Raw genomic sequence first — 13,008 nt, 5'->3', positions numbered from 1 at the left:
AATCAGTAGATTAGCCACCGGTGACCAACGTCCACCAGATCTTTCCACCCGGCTCCTGATACCATGAGAATCCCACATCCCGTGCTGCGGGGTCGAGAACTACGGCCCGCGTGTCAGGCATTTCCATCCATGCTGAGAGTGTCTCGACCTCGGTCTCGTAGGTCTCGGAAATGTTCTCACCCAGCATGCGGCCCGCGTAACCGGTCCGCTGAACACGAAGCAGCGGCGAGGATCCGTCAGAACCAAAGTGCCACGGCCGGTTCTGTATGGCCATGTCGCGCGAATGGGTCGCGGCGGCGGCGGTAAGTTGTGCGTTCAGCGTTACCGGCGGCGCCCCTGCGGCCGACCGCAGGGCGTTAATCCCGTCGACCATCGCGTAGGTGACGCGGCCTTCATCGTTTTTCCGGATCATGTAGGCTTGCGGCAGAGGCTTTCCGTCCGGCCCGAGGCGCACCGGTGCACCGGTGCATCCGGCAAGCACCACGGCAACAAGAAGAAGGCTGAAAAGACGTATCATGGCAGGTTATCCCCGTTTGTCCGGTCACGTCCTTTACAGGGTCCTGTACGGCTGTTCAAACGTGATCTTGAAGAATAGGCGGGATGTTACAGATGGCTCACACCGGCATCCGGCCATACGTCAGCGTGAATTGAGAATGCTGCGAAAGAGGCATATTGTCGGATCGATTCCGGAATGCTTCGGTACGGGGCGTGCCGATCAGACATAACAAAAGGTGACCCGAGGATGAGCTCTGACTCCAACCAATTCTCCCGCCGCTCGATACTTGGCGCCGCTGCTGCGCTCGGCGCCAGCATGGCGATGCCCGCAGTAGCACAGACCGGCGCCAATACCATCGAACTTGAAGCTGATCTTGGCAACAATATCCGGCGCAATATCTCCAGCTTCCGCTCGCTGCAGTGGCAGCCGTATTTCAGCTCGCTGAGAAATGGTGCGATCTTGGTCGACACCACCTCACGCGCGCTTCACTACTGGTCTGAGGACGAAAGCATCTACAAGCTTTACCCGACCAGCGTGCCACTGACCGAGGATCTGACCCGGCGTGGCCGCACAGAGGTCGTACGCAAGGTTGTCGGTCCGGAATGGCGTCCGACACCGGCCATGAAACTGCGCAATCCGGAATGGCCCGACTATGTCGGTCCGGGACCCGACAATCCGCTTGGAACCCACGCCCTTTACCTGTCGTGGCAATATTACCGGATTCACGGAACCCACGACACGCGGAAGATCGGCCGCCGCTCGTCGAACGGTTGCGTCGGATTGTATAATGAGCACATCTCAGAATTGTTTTCGTTCGCGCAAGTTGGCACGCAAGTGTTGCTTATTTGACGAAATAGCGGAAAGCTTGATCCCTTCAGCAGGTCTCAGGTTGCAAATTCCGAACCTGGTGAGTTAGTGGATGATACGAGGTGATCACTGTATGCTGCGGCGGACCTCACGAATAATTCGCTGCGGCAAAAATGGAGAATGTACATGAAAAAGCTCGCGCTTGCTGCTGTTCTTTCGATTTCCGCCACCACCGCCTTCGCTGGCGGCATGGCTGAGCCGGTCATGGAGCCGGAGCCGGTTGTTGAAGAGGCGTCGTCCTCGTCCTCCGCTGGCGTTGTTGTCGCGGTTCTCGCGCTGCTTCTGATCGCTGCTGCTGCCAGCAACTGATCCGTCGCACAGCCGACATGCAAAAAGGCGGTGGTTCTCCACCGCCTTTTTCATTTGCTACCCGGTTTTCAGTCGGCCCAGCCTGCCAGATTGTCTCCCAGTACCGCCATGAGCGCCGCGATATGGGCATCGTCATCATTTAGGCAGGGGATGTAGGTAAAGCTTTCACCCCCGGCATGTTCGAAGGCTTCACGAATTTCGCCCTGAATTTCCTCAAGCGTCTCGATGCAATCGGCCGAAAAGGCTGGTGAGACAACGGCGATACGTTTTTTTCCCGCTTTGGCCAATTCAGCAACGTGTTCGACCGTATAGGGTCGCAGCCATTCCTCGGGGCCAAACACCGACTGAAACGTGGTGTCGATCGCATCCACCGCCCAGCCCAATCGCTCGCGCAGAAGGCGCGAAGTCTTCTGGCACTGGCAGTGATAGGGATCACCCTCCATAAGATAGCGTTTCGGCATGCCGTGATAAGACGCCACAAGAACGTCCGGCTTCTGGTCGAGTGTCGCATAAACCCGTGCAACCGATTGAGCCAAAGCTTCGATATAAAGCGGGTGGTCGAAATATTCGGGTACGATCCGCGCGGCAGGCTGGCGCTTTTCCTTCATAAGCGCACGGAAGAACTGATCGTTGGCGGTGGCCGATGTGGCCCCGGCATATTGCGGGTAAAGCGGCAGAAAAACGATCTTTTCGCACCCGGCCTCGACCATTCGCCGCACGACCGAATCCGTCGATGGATTGCCGTAGCGCATACAGAATTCAACCATCACATCGGGGCCGTAGCGTTTCCCGACCGCCACGCGCAGCTTTTCGACCTGCGCCTTTGTGATCGTCATCAACGGGCTTTCGCCTTTGTCATGGTTCCAGATCGACTTGTAATTCGCGCCGGAACTGAAAGGTCGTTTCGACAGGATGATCAGCTGCAACAGCGGCTGCCATTTCCACGACGGATAGTCGATGACGCGTTTGTCTGACAAAAATTCGCTCAGATAGCGCCGCATCGGCCAATAGCTGTAATCGTCCGGCGTGCCGAGATTGGCAATCAGCACGCCGATGCGGGGCCGCGCGACCGGGGGATGGTCTGCGGGGGCATGAGTAAGGCGGCCGTCGCCTGGGCGGTCTAGCTGGTCGTTCATGGGATCCCCTTCCTGTCCAAGGTCCGAGATAGACAGAAATCGGCGCGCGTCAATCTTTCCTGGGGTCAAGCGGCGTTTCGGTCGCACCTAATGCGTCGGCCAGCCGTTGCGCGGCTGATCCGGGACGCAGCGGTTTCTGCTGGTGTTCGTCCGGTGCCCAGCCGGTCAGGAAGATCAGCTCGAACGTCGCGGCCACGCGGCCGTCTGGTGCGGGATAGCTTTCCGCATAAATCCGGGCGGCCTCCGGGAACAGGGCGCGCGGTGTGGCGCGGCGCGAGCGAGAATGAAGTGCATTGGCCTCCCCCATCGCCCTCAGGTCGGCGATCAGGTGAAAGGCGGTCGCATACGTCACGGTCTTTTTCGCGGCATCCGCCACCGGAAGGGCAAAGCCCGCGCGCTGGAGGAGTCCCCCAAGGTCACGAATCTCTCCCATCGGCAGGACCCGCGGCGAGAGGCCGCCAGTCAGGCGGCTTTCGGCCTCGGCAAGGCATGCGCGCAGTTCGGCAAGGGTTTGTCCGCCGAACATCGCACAGAGGAACAGCCCGTCGGGTTTTAGCGCGCGGCGGCATTGCACAAGCTGCCCCACGGGGTCATTCGCCCAGTGCAGTGCCAGCCCGTGGACGATCAGGTCATATGCGCCCGGCTCCAGAGCGAGAGTATCGGCATCTTCGATGACCCGCGCGGTGGGCAGAATTTTCGTCCATGGTCCGGGAAACCCAGTGACGACGGCGGGCGCCGTAAACCGTTTGTTAACCTCGCTCAGTCTCTCCTCAACCTCGGTTGCGCATTCTTCATGCAAGAACAGCTCCAACCCCTGCCTTGTTGCACGGGCACGGTTGCGGGTCAGGGCCGCGCGGTCGGTGAGTTTGGGCGGATGTGTCATGGTCGGCGAAGCTAGGCTGCTTAAGGCGGGAATGCAAAGCGTGCTCAGCACGCTTTTTCCAGCCCAATGCATTAATTGCGGTGAACCCGCCACCGAAGATTTCGGCCTCTGCGGACCCTGCTGGCGCGAAACACCTTTTATCGGTGGTCTCGTCTGCGACCGTTGCGGCACGCCACTACCGGGTGAGGATGAGGGCAGGCAGGAGTATTGCGACGATTGCCTGACATTGGCGCGGCCTTGGGACAGGGGTCGGGCGGCGCTCCTTTATAAGGACAACGGCCGCAAACTGGTGCTGGCGTTGAAACATGGCGACCGGCAGGACCTTGTCCGCCCCGCAACGGTCTGGCTGATGCGGGCGGCGGGACCGATCCTGAAGCCGGATATGCTGGTCGTGCCGGTACCGCTTCATTGGACTCGTCTTTTCCGCCGCCGTTACAACCAATCGGCCCTTTTGTCGCGCGCGGTCGCAAAGGCCGCGGGGTTAGATCATTGTCCCGACCTCCTCATCCGCCGCCGGAAAACAGCATCGCAGGATGGCCGCAACCGCGACGAAAGGTTTGCCAATGTTTCTGGCGCGATGCATATGCACCGGAGCCGTGCAGGTCGGGTCATGGGGCGTGACGTGCTTCTGATCGACGATGTGATGACCTCGGGCGCGACACTTGCAACTGCTGCCGATGCCTGTCTGGCAGGTGGTGCGAACACGGTTTCGACACTGGTGCTGGCGCGCGTTGCGAAGGATGCCTAAATCCCTATAGTCGCCACGACTTGAGGAACAGGTATCAATGCCGCGTATCGAGATCTACAGCACCCCGTGGTGCCCATTCTGTATTGCCGCCAAGCGGCTTCTGGACCGCAAGGGCGTGGCCTATGTGGATACCGACGTTTCGGGTAACGCGCAGCTACGGCAGGAAATGATGCAGCGCGCAAATGGCCGGTACACCGTGCCGCAGATTTTCATCGATGGCGCGCATGTTGGCGGCTGCGATGATCTGCACGCGCTCGATTGCGCGGGTAAGCTCGACCCGATGCTTGCGGCCTGACACATGCGGGCCGCTCTCCTCCAGCTTTCAGTAACGGACGATCCGCAGGTGAACCTGCCGGTGACTCTGTCGCTGGTGCGGGAGGCGGCGGCGAAGGGTGCGAATTTTGCGCTGACACCCGAAGTAACGAACTGCCTTTCCTCTGACCGGTCACATCAGAATAACGTGCTGCGACATGAGCAGGATGATCCTACCCTGACGGCCCTCAGGGAAGAGGCCGAGCGGCTTGGAATCTGGCTGCTGATCGGCTCTCTGGCACTCTTGACGCATGACTCGGACGGACGCTTTGCCAACCGCTCTTTCCTGATCCGTCCCGATGGCGGGATCGCCGCGCGATATGACAAGATCCACATGTTCGACGTGAACGTGTCCGAGACCGAGCAATATCGCGAATCGGCGGGTTACAGGCCGGGAAGCCGGGCTGTACTAACCGATACACCGTTCGGGAAGATTGGGCTGACGGTCTGTTATGACCTTCGCTTTCCACAACTCTATCGACGCCTGGCCAAAGCTGGGGCACAGTTCCTGACCGTACCCGCCGCTTTTAACGACACCACGGGTAAAGCGCACTGGGAACCGCTCTTGCGCGCGCGGGCAATCGAATGCGGCGCATTTGTACTGGCGCCTGCTCAGACGGGCGCCCATGCAGCCCATGCAGGTCGACCGCGACGAACCTACGGGCATTCGTTGGTCGTGTCGCCTTGGGGCGAGGTTCTGGCCGATGGTGGCAGCGAACCGGGATTATTGCTTGTCGATCTGGACCTTGACGCCGTAGACAAGGCGCGGAGCCGGGTTCCCTCGCTCTTCCATGACCGCGACTTCGAAGGGCCCTGATATGGCCGCTGAACATGATCCGCTGGCCGTCGCCCTCTTTTCCGAGGTCTTTATGGCTGACCAGCTCGCCCGCAACCGGATCAGCCGGGCGCTGCCGAAGGGGATGGAGATCAGCCATTTTTCGGTTCTGAATCACCTGGCCCATATCAACGACGAACGTTCACCGGCGCAGCTTGCCGATGCGTTTCACGTTACGCGGGGGGCGATGACCAATACACTCAGCAAGCTGGAATGGGCCGGTCACGTCCATATCCGCCCCGACTGGGACGATGCCCGGCGCAAGTTCGTTTCGATCAGTCCGGCAGGGCGTGCTGCATGCGATGCCGCGTTGGCCGCGATCACGCCCATCGTGGGCGAGGTGGTACGGTCTATCGGAGCCGACAAGGTGCGGGCAGTATTGCCGATCCTCAGAGAGCTGCGCCTTCGGCTTGGCTCCGAATAGAATCAGCGGCGAACGCCAGCGGTCACGTAGTTCACCGAAAGATCGCGATCCGATATCGACCATTGCCAGCTGACCGGGTTGAAGACAAAGCCCTTCTTGTCGACCGGCGTCAGACCTGCGCCTTCCAGGTGGCCGTACAACTCGTCCGGCGTAATGAACTTGGCCCAGTCATGTGTGCCCTTTGGCAGCCAGCGCATTACCCATTCGGCGCCGACGATAGCGGCCATGAAGCTTTTGGCGTTTCGGTTGATGGTCGAGGCAATCATCAAACCGCCGGGCTTTAGAAGGTCGCGGCACGTTGCGACAAAACTCGCCGGATTGGCCACATGCTCAACGATCTCCATGGCAAGCACCACGTCAAAGAGCTCGCCACCCGCAACCAGCGCCTCGGCGGTGGTGTGGCGGTAGTCGATGGCCAACCCCTGCTCTTCGGCATGGATCTGCGCCACCGGGATGTTGCGCGCTGCGGCGTCAGCACCGACGACCTCGGCGCCAAGCCGCGCCATTGGTTCCGACAGAAGCCCGCCGCCGCAGCCGATATCGAGCAGTCGCAGACCCGCGAAAGGTTTTGGCCCGGTCAGGTCGCGGCCGAACTCGGCGGCGATCTGGCGGGTGATGTAGTCGAGCCGCACCGGATTCATCATATGCAGTGGTTTGAACTTGCCATGCGGGTCCCACCATTCCGCCGCCATCGCTTCGAATTTCGCGACCTCGGCGGGATCGACCGTGCTGGTTTGGCGCGCCATTTTTCCTCTCCGGCAGTTCATATTCCACCCATGGCGGGCGGGGTGTTTCCCGGTATATAGTCAATCCATGGACCGGATCGCAGGGCAAAAGCGCACAGGCACCTTTCTTTATCCGCAGGTCGAACCGTTCGATCAGCGGTTTCTGGACGTGGGCGACGGGCACCGCATCTATGTCGAGCAATGCGGCCATCCTTCGGGCCAGCCGGTTATTGTGCTGCATGGCGGGCCGGGCGGTGGCTGTTCCCCCGCAATGCGACGCTATTTTGATCCCTCGACCTACCGGGTGATTCTGTTCGACCAGCGCGGCTGCGGCCGTTCGCGACCCCATGCGAGTGTAGAGGCCAACACGACCTGGCATCTGGTGGCCGATATCGAACGTATCCGGACTGAGCTTGGCATCGAGAACTGGATCGTCTTCGGCGGAAGCTGGGGCGCGACGCTTGCTTTGATCTATGCACAGACCCATCCCGAACGCGCCCGTCATCTGGTCCTGCGCGGCGTTTTCCTGATGACCGAAGGGGAACTGGCCTGGTTCTATGGCGGCGGCGCCGGGGCGTTCTACCCGGATCGCTGGCAGGATTTCGTCCGCCATATCCCGGCGGCCGAACAGGACGACATGATCGCCGCCTATCACAGCCGTCTTTTCTGTGAGGATATGGCCACTGAAATTCGGTTTGCCCGCGCCTGGACCGGTTGGGAAAATGCGTTGGCGAGCATCGATCATGACGGCGTTGCAGGCGAGGCACCTGGCGACTATGCCCGCGCCTTCGCACGGCTGGAAAACCACTACTTCCTAAACCGCGGCTTTCTGGAAGCCGATGGCCAGATCCTGCGTGACCTTCACCGTCTTAAAGACGTGCCGGCAACGATCGTTCAGGGCCGCTATGACATGATCTGTCCACCCGTGTCGGCATGGATGTTGGCGCAGCACTGGAAACGGTCAGAACTGCGAATGATCCCCGCCGCTGGTCACGCCCTGTCCGAACCCGGCATATCCACCGAACTGATCCGGGTCATGGACGGTCTGCGGGCCTGAGCGGCCCGCAGCGCCAAATTTAGGCGAGCTTTCCGTGGCAATGCTTGAACTTGTTGCCCGAACCACAGGGGCAGAGATCATTGCGGCCCGGGTTGCCCCAGGTTGATGGGTCGGTCTCATCAAATCCCGGAGCCGGTTGCGCGTCCGCAGCTTCGGTCTCTACGCTTTTTTCCGGGGCTTTCCCTGTGGTGCGTTGCTGCTCCATCTGGGCAAGCAGAGCGCGCTGTTCCTCTTCAGACATTGGCCGGACATGGGCCAGCTTTTGCGTCACTTCCTCGCGCAAACCGTCGAGAAGGTTTTCAAACAATGTGAAGGCTTCGGACTTGTATTCGTTCAGCGGATCGCGCTGCGCGTAGCCCCGGAATCCGACAACCGAGCGCAGGTGTTCCAGCGTTACCAGATGTTCGCGCCATTTCGCGTCGATGGTCTGAAGCAGAAACTGCTTTTCAATCTGGCGCATCGTATCCGGCCCGAAGGCAGAGGCCTTCTCGGCCATGAGGTCATCCGATGCTTTGTACAGCCGTTCGCGCATCTCGTCCTGATCGACACCGTCTTCCTTGGCCCAGTCAATGACCGGCAGATCCAGCGTCAGCTTCTCCATAATCGTGGCGTAGAGGCCTTCGGAGTTCCACTGTTCGGCGTAGGATTTCGGCGGCAGGTATTCGTCCACCAGATCGTCTATGACCTGATGGCGCATATCCTGGGCAATTTCTTCGATATCCTCGGCCTGCATGATCTCCAGCCTCTGGCCGAAGATCACTTTGCGCTGATCGTTCATGACGTCGTCGAACTTCAGGATCTGCTTGCGCATATCAAAGTTACGGCCTTCGACCTTGGCCTGCGCGCGTTCCAGTGACTTGTTCACCCATGGGTGAATGATCGCCTCGCCCTCGCCCATGCCAAGCTTTGACAGGACCGCGTCCAGCTTTTCAGACCCGAAGATCCTCATCAGGTCATCTTCCAGCGACAGGTAGAACGAGGACCGCCCCGGGTCGCCCTGACGGCCAGACCGGCCGCGCAGCTGGTTGTCGATGCGGCGGCTTTCGTGGCGTTCGGTGGCCAGAACGAACAACCCGCCCGCTTCCTTGACCGCATCTTCATCGGCCTTGTGCGCCTCCTCGATCCGCGCACGCACTTCGTCGGGATGGGCTTCGGGGTCAGCGGCGATGGCCTCCATCACCTTGAATTCGACATTTCCGCCAAGCTTGATGTCGGTGCCGCGCCCGGCCATGTTCGTGGCGATGGTCACGGCACCAAGCTTGCCGGCCTCCGCGACGATCATCGCCTCCTGCTCATGCTGGCGGGCGTTGAGGACGTTGTGCTTGATGCCTTCCTTCGTCAGCATCTCGCTCAGGAGTTCGGATTTCTCGATTGAGGTCGTGCCGACGAGAACCGGCTGGCCTTTTTCGTTGGCCTTGCGGATGCGCTTGATGATCGCCTCGTATTTCTCCCGTTGGGTGCGATAGACCTGATCGTGGTCGTCCTTGCGGGCGATGGGCTTGTTTGTGGGTACTTCGACCACGCCCAGCCCGTAGATATCCGCGAATTCCTCGGCCTCGGTTGCGGCCGTGCCGGTCATACCGGCGAGCTTGTTGTACAAACGGAAGTAGTTCTGGAATGTAACGGAGGCGAGCGTCACGTTCTCTGGCTGGATTGACACGCCTTCCTTGGCTTCGATCGCCTGATGCAGCCCATCCGATAGCCGACGTCCCGGCATCATCCGGCCGGTAAACTCGTCGATCAGCACGACCTCGCCATTGCGGACGATATAGTGCTGGTCCTTTTTGAACATCTTATGGGCACGAAGCGCCTGGTTCACATGGTGAACGATTGTTGTCGATTCCGGATCGTAAAGAGTCTGGCCTTCAGGCAGCAGGCCCGCAGCAGACAGCCGCTGCTCAAGAAAATCGTTGCCTGCTTCCGAGAAAGTCGCGTTGCGCTGTTTTTCGTCGAGCTTGTAGTGCTCTTCGGTCAGTTCCGGGATGAACTTGTCGAGCGTTATGTAAAGCTCCGACCGGTCCTGGCTTGGGCCGGAAATGATCAGAGGCGTCCTCGCTTCGTCGATGAGAATACTGTCCACCTCGTCGACGATGGCGAAGTTATGCCCGCGCTGCATCATCTCTTCGACGCTGCCGCGCATGTTGTCGCGTAGGTAGTCGAAGCCAAGTTCGTTGTTCGTGGCATAGGTTACGTCCGCCATGTAGGCGGCGCGCTTCTCCTCGGCCTCCTGGAAGGGATAGACGACGCCAGTGGTCATACCGAGCTGGGCATATACCTTGCCCATCCATTCCGCGTCACGTTTGGCCAGGTAGTCATTGACCGTGACGATATGCACACCCTTGCCCGAAAGCGCGTTCAGATAAGCCGGGAAGGTCGCGACGAGGGTCTTGCCCTCGCCCGTTTTCATTTCCGAAATATTGCCCTGATGCAGGAAGATGCCGCCCATGAGCTGCACATCGAATGCCCTGAGACCCAGCGCCCGCTTGGCCCCTTCGCGACAGTTCGCGAAGGCTTCAACAAGCACGTCGTCAAGGCTTTCGCCCTGCTCTACCCGGTTCGCGAGTTCTTTCGTCTTCTGCTTGATCTCCTCATCCGAAAACTTTTCGTATTCCGGTTCGAGGGAATTGATCTTTTCCACCAGCGGGCGGACCGATTTGACCTTGCGGTCGTTCGGCGTGCCGAAGACCTTCTTGGCGATAGTTCCGAGGCCCAGCATGTTTTCTCCGCTCGGGTTCGACTGAGTTCGCTCCGGTGAAACGCGGCCTTGCCGCCATCTCTCGCTACGCCTAGAACGACGGCGAACAAAGGCGCGGCAGGCCTTCACTGGACCATCGCGATGTAAGGGTCTGCCGTGCGATAGTCAACGCCGCCTCCATGAGCGGCCCTGAAGGAGACGTCACGATGTTGAAACCGGTCCACATTCTCGGCGCTTTTGCGGTGTCGCTGGCACTCACCGGCACGGCCCGCGCCGAAGACCCGACGGCCGATACTATCGTGGCGACTGTAAACGGGACGGAAATCACGCTTGGCCACATGATCGCGCTGCGCGACAATCTTCCCGCGCAATACCTGCAGCTTGACGACAAGACCCTGTTTGACGGCATTCTCGACCAGATTATCCAGCAGGTTTCCCTGTCGGCCGAGGCCGAGACCAATCTGCGCAAGCGCGATACGCTGGTGCTGGAAAACAATCGCCGTAGCTACCTTGCGGCTGTGACGCTTGATGAGACGGCAAAGGCCGCCGTTACGGAAGAGAAGATCGCAGCGCTCTTCGATGAGCGCTATGCCAGCCAGGAGCCGGGCAAGGAATATAGTGCGGCCCATATCCTCGTTGAGACCGAGGACGAAGCGAAGGCGCTAAAAGCCGAAATCGACGGCGGCGCGGACTTCGCGGCAAAGGCCACCGAAAAGTCGACGGATCGCGGATCGGCTGCTGCCGGCGGCGATCTTGGCTGGTTCGGTGTCGGCATGATGGTCAAGCCCTTCGAAGACGCCGTTATCGCGATGGAGCCGGGTCAGGTCTCTGACCCGGTTGAGTCTCAGTTCGGCTGGCACATAATTAAGCTGAACGAGATCCGCAGCGCCGCCGCCCCGACCATCGACGACGTGCGCGATGAGCTGGCGGGCGAATTGCAGGGTGCTGCGGTCGAGGAAAAGGTCAAGGCGGTGAGCGATGCGGCCGAGGTAGAGAAAATGGTCGAGGGCATCGATCCGGCCATCCTGAAAAACACGGAACTACTTGATAACTGAACACTCCAGCGAGGAGATTGGCGATGGCCAAGAAAGGCAATGACTGGAAGGCCGAAGCAAAAAAGCTGAAAGGCAAACTCAAAAAGCTGCGCAAACAGTTTAATGAGGACGTCCGCCCGCAACTGGAAGAGGCGGCGGGAGATGCCTACAAGGCGGTCAGCGATGCTGTTTCGGACATGGCTAATGCGGTTGCTGCCAAGACGAAGAAGGCCAATCCGGTCTCCCCGCTGGCACCCAAGGAAGGGTTTCCGGCCCTGCCTAGGATCGCGGGCGTCGAATTCGCCGCAGTTGAGGCCAACGTGCGCTACAAAAACCGCACCGATGTGATGCTTGCCCGTCTCGCGCCCGGAACGACTATCGCCGGCGCTTTCACTCGCTCCTCCACGCGCGCGGCCTGCATTCTGGACTGTCAGGCCAAGCTGAAGAAGGCGGCGGGGCCGAAAGACGGCGCTGCGATCATCGTCAATTCGGGCAATGCCAACGCTTTTACCGGCGCATTGGGACAAGAGGCGGTAGATGCGGTGACAGGTGGCGTGGCCAAGGCGCTCGGCATTCCGGTATCGCGTGTCCTCTCCTCGTCCACCGGTGTCATCGGCGAACCGCTGCCGCATGAGCGCATTACGGCGAAACTCGATGATCTGAAGTCTGCGCTCTCGGGCGATGCGATCGAACTGGCCGCGCGGGCGATTATGACGACTGACACCTTCCCCAAGGGCTCGATGGCCGAGGTAGAGGGTGAAGGCGGCAAGATCCGCATTGCCGGCATCGCCAAAGGCTCGGGCATGATCGCGCCGGACATGGCGACGATGTTGGTCTATATCTTCACCGACGCGAAAATCTCGGCCGCCAACCTGCAAAAGATGGTCTCGCGACAGACCGACCAGACCTTCAATGCGATTACCGTGGACAGCGACACTTCCACCTCGGACGCGCTTATCGTCGCGGCGACTGGCAAGTCGAAAGCGGCTGAGATCACCGACATGCGATCTAAAGCCGCCAAGGCCTTTGAAGCAGCCCTGCGCGGCGTGATGATGGACCTTGCTCACCAGGTGGTGAAGGACGGCGAAGGCGCGACCAAGTTCGTCGAGGTCCGCGTGACCGGCGCATCGGATGCCGCCAACGCCCACCGTATCGCAATTGCTATCGCCAACTCGCCTTTGGTCAAGACCGCGATTGCGGGTGAAGACGCCAATTGGGGCCGCATCGTCATGGCGGTCGGCAAGTCCGGCGGCAAGGCGGATCGCGACAAGCTGTCGATCCGGTTCGGCGATATCCTCGTCGCCGAGAATGGCTGGCGCAGTCCGGATTACTCCGAAGAACAGACCTCGGCTTATATGAAGGGTGAGGAACTGCTGATCCAGGTCGATCTCGGTTTGGGTAAGGCCGCCAAGAGCGTCTGGACCTGTGATCTGACCCACGGCTACATCGATATCAACGCCGATTACCGGTCGTGAAGCAGGGGGCGT

General features: G+C 60.1%; 14 protein-coding genes. 9 read left to right on the top strand and 5 right to left on the bottom strand.

Translation table 11 applies throughout. The annotated features are described in order from the left end of the window. Positions 1–10: 10 nt before the first annotated feature. On the bottom strand, positions 11–517 hold the full coding sequence (gene dalA / locus QKW60_RS15255; RefSeq protein ID WP_282369942.1) for a divisome-associated lipoprotein DalA: 507 nt from the start codon (positions 515–517) through the stop codon (positions 11–13). A 225-nt stretch (positions 518–742) separates the two neighbouring features. Here dalA and QKW60_RS15250 point away from each other — a divergent pair, with 225 nt between their 5' ends. Then, entirely contained in the window at positions 743–1,345 is a 603-nt protein-coding gene (locus QKW60_RS15250) for a L,D-transpeptidase (RefSeq protein ID WP_282369940.1), read from the top strand. 144 nt (positions 1,346–1,489) lie between these two features. After that, positions 1,490–1,672: a hypothetical protein gene (locus QKW60_RS15245; protein WP_282369937.1), complete on the top strand. Its 183-nt coding sequence runs from the start codon at positions 1,490–1,492 to the stop codon at positions 1,670–1,672. Between the two features lie 68 nt (positions 1,673–1,740). On the opposite strand, the gene hemH is transcribed toward QKW60_RS15245, so the two are convergent. Both hemH and QKW60_RS15235 read right to left on the bottom strand, forming a co-directional pair. Continuing rightward, a complete protein-coding gene (gene hemH / locus QKW60_RS15240) occupies positions 1,741–2,808 on the bottom strand; it encodes a ferrochelatase (protein WP_282369936.1) in 1,068 nt (355 codons plus the stop codon). Between the two features lie 49 nt (positions 2,809–2,857). Continuing rightward, complete coding sequence (locus QKW60_RS15235; RefSeq protein ID WP_282369935.1) at positions 2,858–3,691, bottom strand: methyltransferase domain-containing protein; 834 nt, start codon at positions 3,689–3,691, stop codon at positions 2,858–2,860. Here QKW60_RS15235 and QKW60_RS15230 point away from each other — a divergent pair. The 4 genes from QKW60_RS15230 to QKW60_RS15215 are packed head-to-tail and all read left to right on the top strand — an operon-like array spanning position 3,690 to position 6,010. Continuing rightward, positions 3,690–4,439 carry a ComF family protein gene (locus tag QKW60_RS15230; RefSeq protein ID WP_282369934.1) on the top strand — a complete coding sequence of 250 codons (750 nt, stop codon included), beginning with the start codon at positions 3,690–3,692 and terminating at the stop codon, positions 4,437–4,439. The two genes, QKW60_RS15235 and QKW60_RS15230, sit on opposite strands and share 2 nt — an antisense overlap. Before the next feature lie 37 nt (positions 4,440–4,476). Further along, a complete protein-coding gene (gene grxC / locus QKW60_RS15225) occupies positions 4,477–4,734 on the top strand; it encodes a glutaredoxin 3 (RefSeq protein ID WP_282369933.1) in 258 nt (85 codons plus the stop codon). Between the two features lie 3 nt (positions 4,735–4,737). Beyond that, positions 4,738–5,568 (top strand): carbon-nitrogen hydrolase family protein, encoded by an 831-nt coding sequence (locus tag QKW60_RS15220; RefSeq protein WP_282369932.1) that lies wholly within the window; start codon positions 4,738–4,740, stop codon positions 5,566–5,568. 1 nt (position 5,569) lies between these two features. Next, positions 5,570–6,010 carry a MarR family winged helix-turn-helix transcriptional regulator gene (locus tag QKW60_RS15215; RefSeq protein WP_282369931.1) on the top strand — a complete coding sequence of 147 codons (441 nt, stop codon included), beginning with the start codon at positions 5,570–5,572 and terminating at the stop codon, positions 6,008–6,010. Positions 6,011–6,012: 2 nt separating this feature from the next. Here QKW60_RS15215 and ubiG read toward each other — a convergent pair whose 3' ends face one another. Further along, positions 6,013–6,756: a bifunctional 2-polyprenyl-6-hydroxyphenol methylase/3-demethylubiquinol 3-O-methyltransferase UbiG gene (ubiG, locus tag QKW60_RS15210; protein ID WP_282369930.1), complete on the bottom strand. Its 744-nt coding sequence runs from the start codon at positions 6,754–6,756 to the stop codon at positions 6,013–6,015. A gap of 67 nt (positions 6,757–6,823) precedes the next feature. On the opposite strand from ubiG, the gene pip reads away from it, so the two are divergent. Beyond that, positions 6,824–7,792, top strand: coding sequence for a prolyl aminopeptidase (gene pip, locus QKW60_RS15205; RefSeq protein ID WP_282369929.1), 969 nt, complete (start codon positions 6,824–6,826; stop codon positions 7,790–7,792). A 19-nt stretch (positions 7,793–7,811) separates the two neighbouring features. On the opposite strand, the gene secA is transcribed toward pip, so the two are convergent. Beyond that, positions 7,812–10,508 carry a preprotein translocase subunit SecA gene (gene secA, locus QKW60_RS15200; RefSeq protein WP_282369927.1) on the bottom strand — a complete coding sequence of 899 codons (2,697 nt, stop codon included), beginning with the start codon at positions 10,506–10,508 and terminating at the stop codon, positions 7,812–7,814. Positions 10,509–10,693: 185 nt separating this feature from the next. Here secA and QKW60_RS15195 point away from each other — a divergent pair, with 185 nt between their 5' ends. Both QKW60_RS15195 and argJ read left to right on the top strand, forming a co-directional pair. Beyond that, complete coding sequence (locus QKW60_RS15195; protein ID WP_282369925.1) at positions 10,694–11,542, top strand: peptidylprolyl isomerase; 849 nt, start codon at positions 10,694–10,696, stop codon at positions 11,540–11,542. A gap of 176 nt (positions 11,543–11,718) precedes the next feature. Beyond that, complete coding sequence (gene argJ / locus QKW60_RS15190) at positions 11,719–12,996, top strand: bifunctional glutamate N-acetyltransferase/amino-acid acetyltransferase ArgJ (protein WP_419762696.1); 1,278 nt, start codon at positions 11,719–11,721, stop codon at positions 12,994–12,996. Positions 12,997–13,008: the final 12 nt, after the last annotated feature.

The organism is Albidovulum aestuarii (assembly GCF_029961185.1).
Taxonomy (GTDB): Bacteria; Pseudomonadota; Alphaproteobacteria; order Rhodobacterales; family Rhodobacteraceae; genus Albidovulum; species Albidovulum aestuarii.
This window is presented reverse-complemented; position numbering and strand designations above follow the sequence as displayed.